Origin of the sequence: Bacillus sp. NP247, assembly GCF_018966865.1 — a bacterium.
Classification (GTDB): Bacteria; Bacillota; Bacilli; order Bacillales; family Bacillaceae_G; genus Bacillus_A.
This window is the reverse complement of sequence record NZ_CP076653.1, coordinates 4,410,231-4,430,737: the sequence shown is the minus strand read 5'-3', so window position 1 is coordinate 4,430,737 and position 20,507 is coordinate 4,410,231. Positions and strand designations below refer to the sequence as shown.

Below are 20,507 nucleotides of genomic sequence, written 5' to 3'. Positions count from 1 at the left end.
AGTATTAGAACATTTATGGTTTATACTGTATTAACTTCTCTAACAGGTTTATAGTAGTATACGATAAATGCAAGGCAGCACGAGTAGGAGGAAAGAATTTTGTCTACTTCAAAAGTTTTAAAAGGTACGGCTTTATTAAGCGGTGCAACAATGATTTCACGAATTTTAGGTTTTATATACTTTTTCCCCTTTCAATTATTAGTTGGAACGCAAGGGGTCGCTTTATATGGATATGCATACTCTTGGTACGGTATTTTATTAAGCTTTTCAACAGCTGGTATTCCTATTGCCGTCTCCAAATTTGTTGCAAAACATAATGCGCTTGGTGATTATAGTACAAGTAAAAAATTATACAACTCTAGCGTAAAATTGATGTTGTTTATGGGCTTTTTAGGATTTTTAATTTTATTTATTGGAGCACCGTACATATCACAATTTATTATTCGCTCGAAAACGCCAGATCCACAATTTATCACCGACGTAACACTTACAATGCGAGCATTAAGCTTCGCGCTTATTATCGTACCAGCTATGAGTGTTACACGTGGTTATTTCCAAGGTTTTCAACATATGAAACCAAGTGCTGTTTCTCAAGTTGTGGAACAAATCGCACGCGTTGTTTTCATTTTAGTTGGTAGTTTTATCGTCTCAAAACTATTAGGTGGTTCAGTAGCTTCTTCTGTTGCAGTTGCTACGTTTGGTGCTGTTATCGGGGCACTTGCAAGCGTCTCTATTTTAATGATGTACTGGAAAAAATATAATGGATTAAAACCTCCTGAAGGTGAGCTAAAAACAAGATCATCAAACATTCCGTTAAGAAGTATTTATATGGAATTACTGCGTTATGCAATTCCAATTGTATTTGTAGGCATTGCAATCCCTCTCTATACGTTAGTAGATCAATATACCGTTGCTGATGTCCTTAGAGCAATGGGTGAGCCTTTAGAAACCGCTAATGCAGTTTTCGCTTATATAACGAACTATGCCCAAAAGTTAATTATGATTCCAGCTTCACTTGCAACCGGATTCTCATTAACGATAATTCCAGCTATTACGAAATCATTTACAAGCGGGAAGCTAGATGAATTACAAGGACAAATTTCAAAGATATTTCAAGTATTATTATTCTTCACTATCCCAGCAGCATTCGGTCTAGCTAGTATCGCTTACGATGCATTCCGCATGGTTTATGTAAATCCTGAGATTGCACTTGATGGATCACAATATTTAATTTCATTTGCACCGTCTGCTATATTAAGTGCAATTTTCACCGTTTCAGCAGCTATATTACAAGGAATTGATTATCAAAGAAAAACAATGATTGCATTCTCAGTCGGTATTCTCGTTAAAATTCTGTTGAACACACCACTTTTACACTTATTCGGTGGGCATGGCGCTGTGCTCGGAACAATTCTTGGATACCTCGTTTCAAATATTATTATGTTGTACTGCATCGTTAAATTTGCGAAATTTAACATTGGCGAAACAGCAAAAACAGTATTTCTTATTACGGTTTACTCCGCGGCAATGTCTGCTGTTGTAATCGCATTAAGAGCATTTATAAGCTGGATTATTCCTGGTCAATCTTATGTAGAATCACTGATTATTGTGTTTATATGCGCCTCAGCAGGAGGATTTGTTTATCTTTTATTCGTACTAACGAGTGGACTTGCTTCGCATATTCTCGGTGATCGTATTCAACGTTTACCTGTACTAGGGAAATTAGTTAAATAAAAAAGAAGAGATGTAACTTGTTGTTACATCTCTTCTTTTTACTTCGCATATTGAATATGCTTTTGTTGTTCAACAATATTTAATTTTGGAGCATATTGTTCTACTAAATGTAATACTTCTTCGATTAACACTTCTAACTCCTGTACACTATACTCCGGTTCCCCTATCAGCGTATTTGCCAGACGTTCATATAGATTTTCAGGTTTAATACTCATTCGTTCCACATTATCTGGCATCCATTTAAATGCAGGATGATGCACGTACATTCGGTTCATTCCAAACAAGACCCCAAATATATTTCTTTGTACTTCACAAATAACATCATAAAGCATAAGCCAATCTTTTCGTTTCAAAAGAGCCTCTCGATTATGCCAACGATTGCTTAACCAAAGGTTTTCTGAAATCATCCTTTTCGCCAGTTCTTCTGGATATGCTTCAACTATATCTTTTAGAGCATGTACTTTCACTTCTCCATACAAACTCACACCATCATGAACCGATGATACAATACATTGTTTCTCATAATTTATATCATGCTGCTCTATAACTTCTGAAACAACCTTTTCTACTGTCACTGTTAAAAAATTACTAATCTCTAGTTTAATTCCTTCTTTCGTCAAATATGTTTCCGACCATTCTTCTTCCTCGTAAGGATGATATGACAAAATCGTTCCACCAATATTGTTAATAGGTCCTTGACGATCCTCATCCTCTGGCGGTGCTGACCATAAAATATGTAATTCAATATCTGAATGTTCATCTTCTAACTTTCTAGCTACAGATCCTGCTAAAATAATAGCTTCGACTTTCGGGTTTTGCCTATAAATGTCCGACATTTTTATCGCCTTCTCTTTTAATCCCATTTCATTTCCCCCTAAAACTGCAGTACTCCCCTTACTTATCATTTATCTATTTCAATATTCCGCATTACATTACCTTTTCAATTTCCTACTAAATTATATTTCTACCCAATAACGCTGAACAATTTCGCCAGTATGAGTAGAAACTACTTCATTTTCTAACACACCGCCAACCTTTTGAATCGTTTTAGCAGAACCAATATTAGATTTATCACAAGTTATTAACACTTTCTTCAATCCTAATTTTTGCGCTTCAGCCAATGAAAGTTGCAGTTGCTTCGTAGCGTAACCTTGGCGACGTTTATTCGGATGGACACTATAACCGATATGACCGCTTTCCAGTAATAATTCTGGATTTAATCGATGTCTAATATTCACAAAACCTATAAGTTCTCCTTTTTCAAAACTTAAAAATTGACTAGATGGTACTCGATTAGATGGTAAGTTTTCTCCTACTTCTTGTATACTCACTTTTTCAAACCATTCATCAAGAGAATCAAAATTTTGTAAAGAACTACTACCGTGTGGTTGTTCTCCTGAATTTAAAAATGCCTGCCTATACTCCATAATTTGTTCGCGATATTCGTATGTCAGTTTCAATAGTTTCATTGTCATTCTGCCCACTCATCCATTCTCTATTTTTCTAAAAGAAACACCTTAATAGAGGATTTTCATCCTTACTATTAAGGTGTTTTCATCACTTTTATTCAAATAGCCCCATACTTAAATAACGTTCCCCTGTATCAGGTGCAATACATAAAACCTTTTTACCAGCACCTAGACGCTTCGCTATCATAATTGCGGCGTAAACAGAAGCTCCTGAAGATGGCCCTACTAATAAGCCTTCTTGTCTTGCTAAGTTTCTCATTGTAGTTAACGCTTCTTCATCCGCAATTTGAATAATTTCGTTATACACTTCTGTATTTAAGTTTTTTGGAATAAAACCAGGACTTGTTCCTACTAGTTTATGAGGGCCTGGAACACCACCAGATAACACTGGTGATCCTTTCGGTTCTACTACTGCAATATATAAGTTTGGTAGTTTCTCTTTTAATGTTTCACCTGTCCCTGTAATTGTTCCACCTGTTCCTGCGGTTGCTACAAATGCATCAAGCTCTCCATCCATTTGCTCATAAATTTCAAGCGCAGTCGTATAACGATGAATATTCGGATTTGCTGGGTTTTCAAATTGCTGCGGAATGAAACTATTTGGAATTTCTTTTTGTAACTCTACCGCCTTCGCAATTGCTCCTGGCATTCTTTGTTCTGCTGGTGTTAAAACTACTTCTGCGCCGTATGCTTTCAATAAATTAATACGCTCTTTAGACATATTATCTGGCATAATTAAAATCGCTTTATATCCTTTAGCAGCTGCATTCATCGCTAAGCCAATTCCTGTATTTCCACTTGTCGGTTCAATAATTGTATCACCAGGTTTTATAAGTCCCTTTTCCTCAGCGGCATGAAGTAAATTATAGGCTGCACGATCTTTCACACTGCGTGACGGATTAAACATTTCCAGTTTTACATACACATCCGCTGCGTCTCCTGGAATAAATTTAGATAATCGGACGACAGGTGTATCTCCTATTAATTCTGTAACGTTTTCACATAATTTCATAGCACATCCCCTATTCTATCGTTTTCTTGTCATTTGGCAGTAACCATGAAGTAAGTCCAATTAATGGTAAACAACTACATAATAGCATAATAAACTGAAGACTATACATATCAGCTAATTTCCCAAGAACTACAGCACCTAATGCTCCAAGACCAAACGCAAGACCGACAATTAATCCCGATACCATTCCAACTTTCCCTGGAACAAGTTCTTGTGCATATACAACGATTACACTAAAACTACTAGAGCTAATAAATCCAATGCATAAAAACAACGGTACAACCCACATAAGAGAAACGTGCGGTAACAATAATGCAAGCGGCGCTGAACCGAGCATTGAAAATACAATTATCTTTTTCTTACCGAATTTATCTGCTAACGGACCACCAAAGAAAGTACCTAATACACCAGCAATCATAAAAGCGAAGACGAAATACTGTGCATTTTTTATCGATAAACCGTAATGCTCTATTAAATAAAATTGATAGAAATTCCCGATACCAGCACCGTACCAAGAACGTACGAATGTTAGAAAAACAAGAAGTATAATAACAAATTTAATGCGCTTACTTACAATCGCATTTTCAGCCTCAAGTGCAGCCCTCTTTTTTCTTCTCACAGCGCCAGTTGCTAATTCATTTTTATACCAACTTGAAACAAAAATTAACAATACAATCCCTACCGCTGCGAAAGCAGTAAAACCTAGAGAACCAATTTGACCGAGCGGAACGAAAATCAGCGCTGTAAAAATAGGTGCTAGCGAATTCCCTGTATTTCCTCCCACTTGATAAATCGCTTGTGCTAAACCACGTTTGGCACCTGCCGCCATATAAGCAACTCGGGCACCTTCTGGATGAAAGACTGCGGAACCTAATCCAATAAATAAAACAGAAATAATAACAACTATAAAATTCGGGGCAAACGCGAGCCCAATCATCCCAAGCATACTCGAAAACATACCGAGTGGTAATAAAAATGGTGACGGCTTCTTATCTGAATACATACCAAAAACCGGCTGCATAATCGATGACGTCATATTTAGCGCGAACGCTATCCACCCTACTTGCATGTAGGATAAATTCATCGTTTTTTCCAAAATAGGAAACAACGCCGGCACAACTGCTTGCATCGAATCATTTAAAAAATGTCCGAAACTAATCGCAAATAATATTCGATATATTGTTGGTGTTTCCACTGCATTTTTTTGTGAAACTGCCTGCATATATGAATCGCTCCTTCCTGTACAAAATATATATTTATTACAGTAGGTGTAATAAATTCTGAGTTTTGAAACATTTCTATTCTATACTGGTTTCGTTTCTTTTTCCAGAAATTTAACTTCTAAAAAAATATATTTTTTCTATATGCTTTGTCGGATTTATTTATATGAACTCTCTGTGTTTTCTTTTATACTGGGACAGGACGAAAGGAAGGCTTGCAACTATGAAGAAAAAGACGACCCTAAAGCATATTAGGATCGCCTTTTCTATTAAATAGCAAAACGCTTATACTTCTCGTAATCACTCGTCTTACATTCTAGTGCAATTTTCGTACCTTCGTTTTCATAACTCGTAGATAAAACGTGCGCATGATTGTTGAAATACGAAACTATCTGTCCTTGATCATACGGAATTAACATTTCACACTTCGTATACTCTTTATAAATATGCGAGCGAACCATTTCTACAAGCTCTTCAATTCCAACATGTTTCTTCGCAGATAGATAAACGCGATCTTCTTGCACTTTCGGAATTTCAACATCTACCATATCTGATTTGTTATAGGCATAAATCGTCGGGATATTTTCCACGCCAATTTTCTTTAACGTTTCATTTGTAATATCAATTAATTGCTCATAATTGGGATTTGAGTAATCTACAACGTGAATGAGTAAATCTGCTTCCGCCACTTCTTCTAGCGTTGAACGGAATGCTTTCACAAGATGATGCGGTAATTTACTTACAAATCCAACTGTATCCGTTAATAAAAATGATTTATTATCTGGCAAATCAATATTTCGTACGGATGTCTCTAACGTCGCAAATAACATATCCTTTTCAAATACTTGTTTCTCTATAGTACCATTAAAAATTTCAAGCATCGCATTCATTATCGTTGATTTACCTGCGTTCGTATATCCTACTAATGACACAACCGGAACTTCATTTTTCTTACGTTGTTTACGCTGCGTTTGACGCTGTGCAACAAGTGCCTCTAATTCTTTATTTAGAGCTGCAATTTGTTCTTCAATTTTACGACGGTCTAATTCCAACTTCTTCTCACCGACACCTTTATTTTTCGTACCAACGCCGCCGCTCTGTCTCCCTAACGATTCACGAAGACCGATTAAACGAGGCATCATGTACTGAAGATGCGCTACTTCTACTTGCAACTGCGCTTCTTTCGTTTTCGCACGCTGCGCAAAAATATCTAAAATTAAAATGGTACGATCAATTACTTTACAATCTAAATCCTCTTCTAAATTTCGAATTTGTGAAGGAGATAATTCATCATTAAAGATGACCATATTTGCATCTGCTTCTTTCACATAAGCTGCTACTTCTTCAATCTTCCCTTTTCCAATATAATGCGACGGATTTACTCGTTGTAAATTTTGCGTCACTTGACCGATTACTTCCACATCACAAGCTTCCGTAAGATTTGCTAACTCTTCCATCGAATATGCAAAATCAGCTTCCTTACCTAAATTTACTCCAACTAATATTGCTCTTTGTAATAATTCTTCCATATATTTATTCCTCCATTTCGATTACGCAAAATAAAAAACACAGGTCACTGCCTGTGTTTTCGTAAACGGATAAGGGTTCACCAAAGAAATAGAAGAAAGCAGTGCTTTCGTCCTATAACATGGTCAAAAAGTCCCAAGATAGTATACGTATCCAACAAGTGTTCACCTATACTATCCCATTCTATTTATAAAGGCAAAACAAAAAGAGGGCGTATTCGTCCCTCCCTCTTTTTCACATATAAGCTTAATAAAGGGTTCCTTTAAAATAGGCAGACCAATCCCGTTCACTCTGCACACAGACAGAGCCTTTGAGCGCTATTCAATTATCGGCACAAAGTATTGAGACGTAATCTGATTAAGATCAAAGGAAGCCCCTCCGTTCATTTTAAGTTACATAAAGTGTAGCATAAGTAATTCGCTTTCACAAGATGAAACCACCTATAGACACCGAAAGAAAATCTTTGTATTTTTACTTTAATCGTCATTTTTTGCGCTTTCTTCTCACAATGAAAATAACAACAGCAATTATTAATAACAGACCTATAGAAATGATAGTCACTTGCCACCAACTTAAACCGCTCACCATTTCATCTTTTAACTCCACTTTCTTCGTCGGAGTTGACTCTTTTGCAATATGACTTAAAGCATTTTTCTCAATTTCTGCCTCATCTATTCTCTTCGTCCCACTGCATAAAGATGTCTCTAATTTCCCCTCTCCTCTATATGAAGAAAAGATTAAGTACTCTCCTCCCTTTACAAAAGGAAATGCACAGCTACTAACACTTGTATATATAATAATTTGCGAAGAACTTGTCCCTTTCCAAATATTCTTCACTTCAAATAAAACTTCAGTTCCAATCCCTTCTTTCCTTCCAACCTCAATTACTTTCCCCTCAAACACCACATCATTTTTTTGAAATGCATCCTCTGGGGATTTTTTAATACAGTCACAAGCATAAGATTTATCTGGAAAAACAATAAGAATAAAGCTACAAATAATGACAACAGGCAACATGCGCAAAAATTTTTTCAAGGAGCCCCACTCCCTTCATTATCAATTCCAAAAGCTTCTCGTATATTATTTTTACGCTACTCGCCAAATTCCTCCAGAGTAAATTAAACATTATCGTTTCCATACAATAAAAGTCTTTATTGACATTTTTATAACCTGATATTAGTATCAGGTTATAAAATAAAAATTAGGAGATGTCCCTATGAATTCTAAATCTCGTATTACCGCAATTGGTACTTATGTTCCAGATCAAGTATTGTCTAATAACGATTTAGAAAAGATGGTCCATACGAATGATGAATGGATTGTACAAAGAACAGGCATGAAAGAAAGAAGAATTGCTAACGAAGACGAATACTCCTCACACTTAGCCATTAAAGCCATCGAAAATTTATGTACAACATATAAGAAAAACTTAGAAGATATTGACTGTATCATCGTCGCTACAACTACTGCTGATTATGTTTTTCCTAGTGTTGCTTGCCAAATACAACAATACTTCAACATACCTCATACACTAGCTTTTGATTTAAATGCAACTTGCGCTGGTTTCACATACGGACTGCATGTCGGTAATAGCTTAATCACTTCTGGATCACATCAAAAAGTACTCGTCATAGCGACAGAGACATTATCTAAAGTTACTGATTACACCGATAGAACGACCTGTATTTTGTTCGGTGATGGCGCTGGAGCTATTTTATTAGAAAGAGATGAAAACAAACCAAGCTTTATCGCTGCTCACATGGGAACAAACGGTGACGGTGGCATTCATCTATACAGAACAAACTTATCTACTACTATGAATGGCACACCACTACAAACAAGTGAAAAAATCGTTCAAAATGGAAGAGAAGTATATAAATGGGCTGTACGAACAGTACCAAACGGCATAAAAGAACTATTACATACTGCAAATTTGCAAATAAATGATATAGACTGGTTCATACCACATAGTGCTAACTTAAGAATGATTGAATCTATTTGCGAAAAATCAAAAATATCTATTCAAAAAACATTAACGAGTGTGGAAGATATGGGGAATACATCTTCCGTCTCTATTCCACTCGCTTTAGATTTAGCTAGAAAAGAAGGAAGATTAAATAACGGAGACACACTTTTGCTATACGGATTTGGCGGTGGACTTACGCATTTAGGGCTTATTGTGGAGTGGGATTTAAGTTAAACGAATTAAAAAGAGGTTCTAGGAAATAACTATAACCTCTTTTTAATTTCATGAATTTTTTTTACCTAACCGAGACCACATCACAACAGGAATTAGCAATAATGCTAACAAGCCTCCCGCTAATGATAATGCCGCATAACTGGAATTAGCTACTACCATTCCTGACATCGCTCCACCTGAAGCTCCGGCTAACGCAATAAAAACATCTATTTTCCCTTGTGTTTTAGCACGTGTAGAAGGAGTTGTGGAGTCAACGATTTGTGCTGTACCACTAATCAATCCGAGATTCCATCCTAATCCAAGTAAAGAAAGAGCAACAATTAATAATATTAAAGAATCACTCGGTGCTATCGCAGCTATGACACCCGCTGCAAGTAAAATCACCCCACCAGCTATACTCATCTTAGTACGGCCAATTTTATCAATTAACATTCCTGTAACAAGTGATGGAAGGTACATTGCACCTACATGAAAACCAATCACGAGACCTACTGCACTTAATCCATGACCGTGGTGTCCCATGTGAACTGGAGTCATCGTCATAATCGCAACCATCACTATTTGAGTAAGTATCATTACGATTGCTCCAACAGTAACACCACGTTTATTTTCTATCATTTCTTCTGTTACTCGTTGCCCTTTATATGTATGTTCTTGTTTATATGTTTCTATTATGTTAGCAATAATTAATGGATCTGGACGAAGCATAACAAAAAGGACAAGGCCCGCAAGTATAAATGCCGCTGCCGATAATATGAACGGACCAGCTAGTTCAGGAATTCCAATTGAATGGGCAAAATCCCCCATTACGCCTACTAAATTCGGACCAACTACCGCACCGAAAGTCGTCATTACCATAGTAATACTAATAGCAGTTGCTCGCTGCTTCTTATCCGCTAAATCGGTACCAGCATAACGAGCTTGTAAATTTGTAGCTGTACCTGAACCATATATGAGTAAAGAGACTAGTAATAGAATAATATTATTTGTTAAAGCAGCCAATACAACTCCAATAGCCCCTAGTCCCCCTACTATAAACCCTGTTGCAAGCCCTATTCGGCGACCATATTTTTGCGATAACTTCCCAACAAAGAAAGCCGCTACCGCAGATCCCAATGTAAACATAGCGGCCGGTAATCCTGCAAATGCATCTGTTCCAAGCATTTGCTGTGCAAGAAGTGCACCTACTGTAATTCCAGCAGCTAATCCCGCTCCGCCAAACATTTGTGAAATACTTACGATTATTAACGTTCGTTTATATAATTTTTGTTGTTCTTCTTCTGTATACATATGATTACTTATTGAAGCATCTGCTGTATCTATCATTTCCTCACCCTCTCTATAAAACTAATACCTCTTGTTAATGTACTATAGAACAACAAAATCCCCAAATTTAAAATATTGCAATTTATTTATCCATATAAAGAACCCCACGGTTTATGTTTCGCCCATTACCGAGGAGTTCCAAAAATAACTATACTAATTTTTTGACAGCCAACGTTCCATCACTAGAGCACAATTCATATTTAGCCTATTTCCCTTACAATTCCTCTACTACTCTTTTTCCCTCTTCTCTTACTTAAAGCTTTCCCTTCCCAAAATAACAAACTTACTAAAGCACAAACTAAAATAATTGGAACACTCGCTTTATATAAATTTGTAAAACTCATAGCCATCTGATTCTGAGCATAATGATTCACATCATTTGAAAATACGAGTATTTCTTTCTTTATATTCTCTTCTTGTTTTTCAACTTCTTTTGTTACTCGACTCGTAACTTCTTCTCTTTTTATATTTCTATATTCTACTGGTACTTCACTTAATACCTCATCCACTTTTTGATGAATTAATATATCTTTTTTCTCTTTACTTAACCCTACTAATGTTTCATTTTGTTTCTTTTCTACATTTGTTTCTATACTTTGTTTCTCTATTTTTTCTTTTGTTACTTGTAATATCTCATCTTGCTGAGCACTATCCACATGAATATTACGCACTTTTTCTTCTGCATAACGATATACATTCTCTTTATTTACAGATAAGTTGTGTGTTAAGTTAGATACAAATATCGCTACTGCTAATACAATACCTACTTGACGTAACATCGATACGACAGTTTGAGAAGCAGTTAATAATTCCCCTTCAAACGAAGATGCACTTAAAACTGTAATTGGCCCCACTACTAAACCATATCCAACACCTAATATCATACATGGAATAATAATTTCTATATTTGTTGAGTTAACGTCAATCATTTGCAACCAATAGTAGGATAGGCCCATAACAAGAAACCCTGACAAAATAATAGTTACTTTTCCAAGTTTTTTAATTAAAGTTGCTGCAACAGGTGAGATAAAAAATATCATAGCTGAAATAGGTGTCACTAAAAAAGCAGCTTCAATTTCCGTTCGGTGTTGTATTTTTGTCAGGAAAGTTGGAAGCAATACAGTAACTCCAATTAAAAATAAATTACTTAATACAACAATGATAGATGCTCCTACAAACATCCTATCTTTAAATAGTTTTAAATTCACCATTGGATTATGAATCTTTCTTTCCACTAAAACAAATAGAACAAGAGAAATAATGCTACTTACATAACAAGCCCAAGCAATATCACTTTGCCATCCCCACGTATTTCCTTTCACTAATATGAGAGTAAAAGAGAAAATCGCTGAACTACTTAATATGAGCCCAATCCAATCTATTTTTGAGATAATACGTTCTTCATCTTTTATTTGTAGCATAATACAGCATAAAATGATCCCAATAATACAAATTGGAACATTGACGAAGAACACCCATCTCCATCCTAAATTTTGTGTAATAATCCCGCCTATTACTGGACCAATTGCAGCTGACAACCCCTGTGTTACTCCTAAAATAGCAAGTGCAACATGTCTCTTTGCTAACGGCATAGCTGATACACCTATTACCATACTCGTTGGAAATAAAATTGCAGCACCAATACTTTGTATAAAACGAGAAAAAATAAGAAAATCGCCTGTATTAGCAAAAGCACAAAGCACTGATCCACCACCAAAAATAATTAAACCAAGAATATACACCTTTGCTTTCCCAAAAATATCAGCTATCCGTCCTAGCGGGATTGCGAGTACTGCAATCGTCATTGTATAAACATTTAATACCCAAGACATCTTCTCTAATGAAGTATTTACACTCGATTGTATTGCTGGTAAAGCTATATTCATAATCGTTGTATCAATCATACAAAGAAAAATACCTAAGCACATTAAAAAGACAATCTTAATACCCTTTGACTGCTCCATGTTAATCTACCCCTTTATTTATTGCGAACGCAGTTTCTATTCTTTTGTTTTATTGCTTTCTTTCACTTCTAATTGCTGTAACTTCCTCTTCAACGTCTCTACTTGTGCACTATATGATGCAATACCTACATCGAGCGAAATTTCTTCAACGAAAGTAATACCTTCTCTCCATTGTTCATATTTCAAACGAAGATCTGCAATGTACGCTTCTTTCCTTTCAATTTCGTCTTCAATCCATTTTTTTATCGCCTTATCATCACTATAATTGCCAAAATACATCCTCATTAAAAAATCTGAACGTAAAACGTCTTTCTCTACATCCGTTTGCATGTATTGATAAAACTCTTCACGCCCTTCATCTGTAATAAAGTACATTTTCTTATTCGGTTTCCCTTCTTGCATAACAACCTCTTTTTTTATTTTCCCCTCTTTTTCTAATTGTCTTAAAGTTGGGTAAATCATTCCAAAGCTTCCATCAAAAAAATGAGTAAATACATCTTCAAACACAATTTTAATATCATAACCAGACAATTCTTTTTCCATTAATAAGCCTAAAACAACATCTCTTCCCTTCAAAATAAGACCCCCACAAGGTATATAATCAATAATCATATTAACATCGTTAATATGATTATTGATTATATACCTTATTCTGTAAATTGTAAAATGTTTCTAACTAAAAAAGCTATCCTGTAATTTGGTTTTGCCAAATTACAGGACAGCTTCTCTTCATATTTCCTATACAAACCTTTTTACTATTTACCCCCTACATCTTGCATAGATTCAGTTTCCTTTTTCTTTCCCTCTTTTATTTCATAATAATAAGAAGGTAATTCTATACCATGCTCTAAGAAATAATCCTCAATTAACGAAATAATTACTTTCAATGTTTTCAAACGAGCGTATAATTTATCATTGCTCGCAATAATATTCCATTTAGCATTCGGCTTATCTGTTTCTTCAAACATGTCTTCCATTGCTTCTACATACTCATCCCATTTTTCACGATTTCGCCAGTCTTCATCTGTAATTTTCCATTTTTTAAGAGGGTTGTTCTCTCTTTCTTTAAATCGCTTTAACTGTTCGTCTTTACTAATGTGATAGAAAAACTTTCCTATTATGTAATGATCATCTGTTAATAGTTTCTCAAAATCATTGATTTCATCATATGCTCTCGTCCACTCATCCTTTGTGGCGAATCCTTCAACACGCTCAACTAATACACGCCCATACCACGAACGATCAAATATAGTAATTTGCCCATATTGAGGAATTTTCCGCCAAAAACGTTGCAAATAATGATACCGTTTTTCATGGGGAGCAGGCGCTCCGATTGGATTTACTTGGAATCCGCGTGGATCAAGATGTTCAGTCACTCGCTTAATCGCTCCGCCTTTACCTGCCGCATCCCAACCTTCCATAACGAGCATAACGGCTATTTTCTCTTCTTTTAAAATTTGCTGTAGTGCTAATAAACGCATTTGATATTTTTCGAGTTTCTTATTGTACTTAGATTTCGAATCAATTCTTTTCGTTAAATCTACTTTAGCAAGATGCTCTTTTTCCATCAAACAAATCCCCCTTGTTATATGACAATGTTATTTTAACATATTCATTGGTAATTTTTTTTTATTAATATTCTTTTGATTCATACGTAAGACTCTACATCTTTAGTTTAATAAATTGATACAAAGGCGCGATATACGTACCAACAAACATATGTAATTGAACGCTAGACATAAAAAATGCTGTGTAGAAAAATCTCTACACAGCTTCCTTATCTAATTCCCCTTAATATACTACTTACCCTCACTTTAATAGCATTTATCCTTTGACACATCCAACTTTATACTACAAACTAATTACCGGCGGAATACCAGCTATTAAGCAGACGTGCCAAGTATAACCGTAACGAATACTATAATGATTCCTAAGCCGAGACTCATTCCCCCTACCCATTTACATTATATGGTATATTTTCTCGAGCAGAGCGAATAATAACAAATAACTTTGTTAAAGAATGGGGGTTTTTCAAAATGAAACGAAAAATAATAACGCTCTTTACGCTTATATGTTTAGCACTACCAATACAAGCTAATGCATACACATTTCAATCACTACCAATTGCGTCAAAGTCTAAACAGTGGTATATCGAAATTGACAAATCTCATAACTCAAACAAGCAAGCGGTGCAGCCAAAACAAGGTGTATATGATACGTATAGTTTACTCTTAAAAAATATTGGTAATGATGTATCAAATGTATCCGTGGAAATACTTGATAATAACCCTACATCTAAAGCTACCTTTAATCCTACTACATCAAATAACAATGTTTCAAAAAATCATACAAGCTTTGACTACATGGTATTCCCATTAGACTTTAATAGCCATAATTTTAAAGTCGTCATTACTTGGGAAGAAAAGAATTTCTCTTACAACGGTCATCCTGTAAATGAGAGTAAAAAAATGAAGCAAACATTTGTGTTTAATGAAGAGTAAATCCTAATTTGATTAGGGCTTACTCTTTATTTACAAAACCCGATTGAATTGCTTCTGTCACTTCTTTTGCAATATCTATTTTTGTATCATCTACACAATTTTTTTTATCCCAAACATGTACGGAAGGCACTTCATTAGACAAATGCTTAATTAAGATGAATCGATTATATGTCATTTTATTTTCTATAGAAGTCGCAATATACACCGTAAAATTCTTTGCTTCAAATACCTTTTCTTCCAAAACGTATTTACATCCCAACTCTGCTACTACTAAATCGTTTAGGTTTTCTATAGTCATATACCATATCCCCTTTTTAGCCTACATAATCAATCGAACCGCCGAATACTCGGTACAGACAATGCTATTCCAATTGTTATGATTACTAAAATAGCTAGCATTATAATTGTTATCTTTCCACCTATTACAGTAGCTAACCAGCCCACAACCACATATCCTAATGGTAATAAAGCAAATGAACCTAACATATCAAGGCTTGCCACTCTTCCAAATGCTTCTTCTGGTACAAGCTCTTGTAAACTTGTTTCCCAAATGAGCCCAAATATCATTATACCGAATCCTTCAATTGCCATTAATCCAATTAAAGCAGGTGCCCAAGAAACGAAAGGCATAATTAATAGTGCCATTCCACTTATTAAAACACCACCATATGCAAGTAATCCTCTCTTATGCCACTGCTGCCTCCCACCAAAAATTAGTGCTGCGATTACAGCTCCAGCACCAGAAGAAGCCATACCCAATCCATACACGTAAGCTTCAAAATGATGATGAACATTAAACAACCATGGAATTAATACAACGATAATGCCTGCATAACAAATATTAACGAAAGAAAAGACTAGAATAGTAATCCACAACCACGGATGGCTTTTTAGAACAAGAATCCCTTCCATAAAATCTTGTTTGTAATTGACTTTATTTCTTTCAAATTTCTGTACTTTATTGAACTTTATTTCTTTTAAAAATAATAAACATACAAATGATAGCAAGTACGTTACTGCATCCAATCCAAACCCAATTCCGGCGGATGTAACTGAAACAATCAACCCTCCAAGAGCCGGTCCAATTAATCGTATACCCTGATTACTCATTTGCGTTAATGCGTTAGCTGCATTTCGAATTTCCGGTACAAATACTTTCGCTCTTACAGCTGAATATGCCGGCTGAAATATACCTTCCATAAGTCCATATAATGCAACAAGTACATATAAAAGTGGAATCGTTAAAACGTCCATAAATATAAGTGTTGCAAGTAATAGCATTAATATGCAGCGGATTATATCTGTAAATAACATTAATTTCACCCGGTCAATCCGATCCACGACTAATCCAGCAAACGGTAACGCCAGAATATTAGGAAGCATGTACATTGCCATAGTCATACCCATTACAACTGTTGAACCAGTTAATGAATACACAACGACTGGCAGAATAACCATCGTTATCGAACTACCTAAAGTCGAAAGTAGTTGCCCAATCCATAAAAACTTAAAGTGTGGTGACACTTTAACTGGCAATAACAATTTACCGACATAGCCTAAATTTTTCTCTGTTGGTATTTCTCCTTGCATATCTCTCTCCTCTTTTCAAATGATTATAGACTTTATAACAAATAACCGAAAATTAATAACATTCCATTTTTAATTATATAAGAAACTATTATGTTATGGTAAAATTATCAAGAAAAGATAAAGGAGAATACATTATTATGCCTCAAAATTCTCATAACATCGAGCACCGCATCTATACAATGTGTATGATCCAGCGAAATAATGATGCTTTACTTATAAAACGCCCCGACCATCGAGGTTTTCCTGGCTACATAGCTCCTGGTGGAAAAGTAGACTTCCCAGAAAGCATATTACAAGCTGCTATACGAGAATCGAAAGAGGAGACCGGACTCCACGTTTCTAATTTAATTTTCAAGGGGTTAGACGAATACGTAAATCCGAAAGAAAATGTTCGATATATGGTATTTAACTATTGGACAGATTCATTTGAAGGTGAACTCCTTTTGAATCCTCCTGAAGGCGAATTATTATGGGTACCAATTGATGAAGCACTAAATCTTCCTATGCAAGATTGGTTTAAAGAGAGATTCCCATTATTTTTTGAAAAAGGTACGTTTGAAATTCAACGTGTTTGGGACCGAGACTTGGATAAACAAGTTGCTATGACAATTACCCATACGTAAAAAAGCTTGGAATCTCTCCAAGCTTTTCTTACTTTCCCTCTATTTTCTTAATCTCATAATCAATTTCTAAAAACTTAACTCCGAATATCCACATTCTATGGTTAGCTTCTAATATTTGATCCTTGCTCTCTTTAATAATAAAAGTCTCTGCTAATGGTAAACGTATTGTAAAGAAACGAGTATGTAAATAAATCCCCTCATCTCCCTTACCATTTCTTCTCAGCTTACTAGTAATGATTAAATCATTACTCTTATTACATAATTTCAAAACTCCCGTCATATTCGAATATGGTAAAGGTAATCCGATATTCATATATGTCTCATTCTTATGTGTATGTTTTGCGTAAAGAGCTACAAAAATAGATTCTCCTGCTTCATTTTTTCTTAGCCAAGCCCTTACATTCTCTCTTCCATCCCTCTCATCTATTATCCCAATGATAGAGCCATGCATCGTTTCCCACTTGCCGCCCATTCCTAAATATATTTGTCCTACACGCTTACTCATTTTCTCATAACAAAGTGCAACCGGGCGGAACCAACGAGTCCATTTAATATGCGATTGTAACTGATACTCTTTTGTATTTTCATAAAAACGAATAATACTTAAAGGAATCTTCGCCATGTCAAATGCCTCACTATGAAAATCATTCATTTTATCAACTAAACCTTTGTATTCCTTGCTATCTATTAAATTTCTGTTATGTAAAAATGCTTCACCAACTGTCGCATTTCCTCTTAACCTGCTCATTGGTTTCCCGTAATATTTATAATTCGGAGTACTCTTTTCAATCATCCAGCCAACAAATGCTGGTAACGCTACTCCAATTCCATTTACAACACCGTGAATCCAAATCATTTGTGCAATTGTAATCGTCATTACTTGTTTGAAATTTCCGTATGAATATATGAGTGAAAACATTATTGTTACCATAAGTGTACTGGATGAAAGAGTAAGGAGAATCTTTGCACTTATAGCATTAAATTTCGTTCTCCACACGTAAACTCCATATCCGTATATGGCACATAAATATATGAACACTGCAAAAAATTCAAACAACCTCGAATACGTAATTCCTATTGCAACTGTCATTGGAGAAATGACGATGATAAACATAATAGCGTCATATAACTTACTTCCCCGTTCTTTTTTTCTTCCAAGTAAACCCGCTGATAGCGGCAATAGAAATGCCGAGTAATGAAAGTGTGCAGCTGTGAGTAAAACAATGTCAGAACTAAAGTGCATAATTGAAAGTTTTGCTACAGAAGCAAAGAACCAAAAACCACCTAGAAACAAATAAATAAACGCACTATCTATAGCTGTTTCTTCTAGAGGCTTCCATCCTCTTTCTAGCAATCTACTTACACCAAATAATGCAAGAACCCCTGTATACATAAACCAAAGAAGAGCAACAACGAAATGATTTGTTACGAAAGCTAGCATCGCACTAACTGCTGCTATTGGATATAAAAATGATACAAATTTATAAAATAATAAATACGATCCATTCCGCCTTTTTTTGTCAATAATACAAAATGACATCGGTATAAATAACAAAATAGATAATAAAATAATTGCTTCAACAGGATTTACATTCGACCACTCACATATTAAAAAAATAATATAACAAGCAAGCCCAAATATTATATTTTTCATATCGTTTATTTCCTTTCCACAAATGTTCCCTTATATGAAAATAGTGAACCAATTAACGGATTCCGTACTTGTACATGAATTCGAAAACATTGCAGTGTTTCATCATAACTTTCTACAATTTTTGCCTCTCCGTATAAAAATTTCGGTAACGGTATTTTTCTTCCAAACATATAAAACCATTGTTTCTTTGAAGAAATATACATTGCCCCCGCCTCATCAATATAAAAATTCAACGTAGAAACGAGTATATGCGGTTCGCCAAAATAATCTACAATTTCATTATTCTCTTCATCCAACTGCATAACGGCGTTAAAATACCTTGTCTTATTATGAAAATAAAAAGTACGATTCCACCGTACAAACTCATTTCCATGTTCATCTCGCTCAGCGGTATTATGTATCGTAAATGGTACTTTCTTTCCTCGCTCAGAGAAAAACATACGAAACTTCGATGCAATTTTCAAAATCAATTTAACGAAAAAAGAGCCACCGTAAATTTCATCCATTTCCCCTTCTCCTGTAAAACTATTCTCTTCTGTAATTGCATACCGCTTCTGTAATTTTGGATGAAGATTTTTATAGGTATCTCCGAATAATCTTTCATAAATATTAACCATACATTTATCCCTTTCTCTTCCTCTTGCAATTTTTTGCGCTTGGCAAATTAGTGCTATTCATATAACCAGCCATCGATAACCCTATTAGAAGAAAATTTAATGTAATCGGATTAAACGGCTCTGTAAAACTTGTGATATTCGTAACTCCTGCCACTATAGTTAAGCCTATTAACATAACAATATGCAATATAAACAACTTTCGTTTTTGAAATGGCAATAGCCACATAACACCCCATATTATTTCTAAAAATCCAACTATTTTAAGTATAAAAATACTACTATCATTCGATCCGATTAGCGCAGAAAGCATCTTTACTTCTTCTGAATGAGTAAACATCAATTTCGGTACAATCCCTTGATATAACCATACGAAAGCAACTAAAAAGCAAACGAGCCAATACGTCATCGTTCTTCTAATTAGCAACTTAGGATGAAGTCCCTTTTCTAACCATAATTTTAAAGCATCAAAACTCCATGCTGTCGCCCAACCTAATAAAGGGCGAAAAACATATGAATCTATCACATTCCCTATATGACCAAACCTTGTATCATAATCATATTGCGTTTCAAAATGAATATGTTCTCCATTCGGTGTATACTTCCAATAACCTCGTCCTATTTGTATAAGTGATAGCTTATTGTCTGTCCAAAATTTCAAAGACGAAATGCGTTCCCCAGTGTCTTTTCTTATTTCACCAATCGATTCCCCTTCTCCGGCTATTTCAAGTCCAAATCCAATCTTTGTTTTATATAAAAACTTCTGTGGTTCTCCTTCTCTTTTCTCCAAATACGAGATTTCCGTAAAACGGGCATCCCACTCTGTATGTATATCAGGCTCTTGTGTATATGCCCATAGTTTCTCCATTGTTGTGTTCATTTTTGTTGCTACATAAATAGGCTGTATCTTCCCCATCCTTCCACCTCCTATACTCTATATTTTTAATGTACATGCAATGAATTGATTTTGCTACATTTTTCACAAACTAATCTGAATAAAAGATAGAATTTTAAAAATATATATAAAACACTTGATTCCCTGAAAAATTTAAATTATTATAAAACAAATGTTA

19 protein-coding genes are annotated in these 20,507 nt (G+C 35.1%); 4 read left to right on the top strand and 15 right to left on the bottom strand.

All coding sequences use genetic code 11. From position 1 onward, the window contains the following. The first annotated feature begins 99 nt into the window (after positions 1 to 99). Entirely contained in the window at positions 100 to 1,734 is a 1,635-nt protein-coding gene (locus KPL75_RS23120) for a putative polysaccharide biosynthesis protein (protein WP_219917932.1), read from the top strand. Positions 1,735 to 1,772: 38 nt separating this feature from the next. Here KPL75_RS23120 and KPL75_RS23115 read toward each other — a convergent pair whose 3' ends face one another. From KPL75_RS23115 to KPL75_RS23090, 6 genes are all read right to left on the bottom strand, one after another. After that, entirely contained in the window at positions 1,773 to 2,597 is an 825-nt protein-coding gene (locus KPL75_RS23115) for a DUF4037 domain-containing protein (protein ID WP_219917931.1), read from the bottom strand. Between the two features lie 93 nt (positions 2,598 to 2,690). Further along, positions 2,691 to 3,203 (bottom strand): GNAT family N-acetyltransferase, encoded by a 513-nt coding sequence (locus KPL75_RS23110; protein WP_033718189.1) that lies wholly within the window; start codon positions 3,201 to 3,203, stop codon positions 2,691 to 2,693. A gap of 94 nt (positions 3,204 to 3,297) precedes the next feature. Next, entirely contained in the window at positions 3,298 to 4,215 is a 918-nt protein-coding gene (gene cysK / locus KPL75_RS23105) for a cysteine synthase A (RefSeq protein WP_219917930.1), read from the bottom strand. A gap of 10 nt (positions 4,216 to 4,225) precedes the next feature. Then, positions 4,226 to 5,437 (bottom strand): MFS transporter, encoded by a 1,212-nt coding sequence (locus KPL75_RS23100; RefSeq protein WP_219917929.1) that lies wholly within the window; start codon positions 5,435 to 5,437, stop codon positions 4,226 to 4,228. A 267-nt stretch (positions 5,438 to 5,704) separates the two neighbouring features. Beyond that, positions 5,705 to 6,964, bottom strand: coding sequence for a GTPase HflX (hflX, locus tag KPL75_RS23095; protein ID WP_219917928.1), 1,260 nt, complete (start codon positions 6,962 to 6,964; stop codon positions 5,705 to 5,707). A 481-nt stretch (positions 6,965 to 7,445) separates the two neighbouring features. Continuing rightward, the gene (locus KPL75_RS23090) at positions 7,446 to 7,997 is read right to left on the bottom strand and encodes a cobalamin biosynthesis protein CbiN (protein WP_219917927.1); all 552 of its coding nucleotides are present in this window, start codon (positions 7,995 to 7,997) and stop codon (positions 7,446 to 7,448) included. A gap of 181 nt (positions 7,998 to 8,178) precedes the next feature. Here KPL75_RS23090 and KPL75_RS23085 point away from each other — a divergent pair, with 181 nt between their 5' ends. Further along, entirely contained in the window at positions 8,179 to 9,162 is a 984-nt protein-coding gene (locus KPL75_RS23085; RefSeq protein WP_219917926.1) for a ketoacyl-ACP synthase III, read from the top strand. 48 nt (positions 9,163 to 9,210) lie between these two features. Here KPL75_RS23085 and KPL75_RS23080 read toward each other — a convergent pair whose 3' ends face one another. From KPL75_RS23080 to KPL75_RS23065, 4 genes are all read right to left on the bottom strand, one after another. After that, positions 9,211 to 10,488, bottom strand: coding sequence for an MFS transporter (locus KPL75_RS23080; protein WP_219917925.1), 1,278 nt, complete (start codon positions 10,486 to 10,488; stop codon positions 9,211 to 9,213). A gap of 200 nt (positions 10,489 to 10,688) precedes the next feature. Beyond that, the gene (locus tag KPL75_RS23075) at positions 10,689 to 12,452 is read right to left on the bottom strand and encodes an MFS transporter (RefSeq protein ID WP_219917924.1); all 1,764 of its coding nucleotides are present in this window, start codon (positions 12,450 to 12,452) and stop codon (positions 10,689 to 10,691) included. Positions 12,453 to 12,488: 36 nt separating this feature from the next. Then, positions 12,489 to 13,028 (bottom strand): PadR family transcriptional regulator, encoded by a 540-nt coding sequence (locus KPL75_RS23070; protein ID WP_219917923.1) that lies wholly within the window; start codon positions 13,026 to 13,028, stop codon positions 12,489 to 12,491. Positions 13,029 to 13,207: 179 nt separating this feature from the next. After that, on the bottom strand, positions 13,208 to 14,020 hold the full coding sequence (locus KPL75_RS23065; protein WP_219917922.1) for a polyphosphate kinase 2 family protein: 813 nt from the start codon (positions 14,018 to 14,020) through the stop codon (positions 13,208 to 13,210). A gap of 468 nt (positions 14,021 to 14,488) precedes the next feature. Here KPL75_RS23065 and KPL75_RS23060 point away from each other — a divergent pair, with 468 nt between their 5' ends. Beyond that, positions 14,489 to 14,953, top strand: a complete 465-nt coding sequence (locus tag KPL75_RS23060; RefSeq protein ID WP_219917921.1) for a hypothetical protein — start codon at positions 14,489 to 14,491, stop codon at positions 14,951 to 14,953. 19 nt (positions 14,954 to 14,972) lie between these two features. Here KPL75_RS23060 and KPL75_RS23055 read toward each other — a convergent pair whose 3' ends face one another. Together KPL75_RS23055 and KPL75_RS23050 are read right to left on the bottom strand one after the other, a co-directional pair. After that, positions 14,973 to 15,251 (bottom strand): hypothetical protein, encoded by a 279-nt coding sequence (locus KPL75_RS23055; protein ID WP_219917920.1) that lies wholly within the window; start codon positions 15,249 to 15,251, stop codon positions 14,973 to 14,975. Positions 15,252 to 15,280: 29 nt separating this feature from the next. Continuing rightward, entirely contained in the window at positions 15,281 to 16,543 is a 1,263-nt protein-coding gene (locus KPL75_RS23050) for an MFS transporter (RefSeq protein WP_219917919.1), read from the bottom strand. A gap of 137 nt (positions 16,544 to 16,680) precedes the next feature. Here KPL75_RS23050 and KPL75_RS23045 point away from each other — a divergent pair, with 137 nt between their 5' ends. Beyond that, positions 16,681 to 17,166 carry an 8-oxo-dGTP diphosphatase gene (locus tag KPL75_RS23045; RefSeq protein WP_002148930.1) on the top strand — a complete coding sequence of 162 codons (486 nt, stop codon included), beginning with the start codon at positions 16,681 to 16,683 and terminating at the stop codon, positions 17,164 to 17,166. 28 nt (positions 17,167 to 17,194) lie between these two features. Here the strand turns inward: KPL75_RS23045 and KPL75_RS23040 are convergent, their stop codons facing one another. Genes KPL75_RS23040 through KPL75_RS23030 form a run of 3 tightly spaced genes read right to left on the bottom strand, consistent with a single transcriptional unit; the run spans position 17,195 to position 20,350 of the window. Beyond that, entirely contained in the window at positions 17,195 to 18,820 is a 1,626-nt protein-coding gene (locus KPL75_RS23040) for a YndJ family protein (RefSeq protein WP_219917918.1), read from the bottom strand. A 5-nt stretch (positions 18,821 to 18,825) separates the two neighbouring features. Then, the gene (locus KPL75_RS23035) at positions 18,826 to 19,437 is read right to left on the bottom strand and encodes a DUF4166 domain-containing protein (RefSeq protein ID WP_219917917.1); all 612 of its coding nucleotides are present in this window, start codon (positions 19,435 to 19,437) and stop codon (positions 18,826 to 18,828) included. Between the two features lie 4 nt (positions 19,438 to 19,441). Continuing rightward, the gene (locus tag KPL75_RS23030; protein WP_219917916.1) at positions 19,442 to 20,350 is read right to left on the bottom strand and encodes a DoxX-like family protein; all 909 of its coding nucleotides are present in this window, start codon (positions 20,348 to 20,350) and stop codon (positions 19,442 to 19,444) included. Positions 20,351 to 20,507 lie beyond the last annotated feature (157 nt).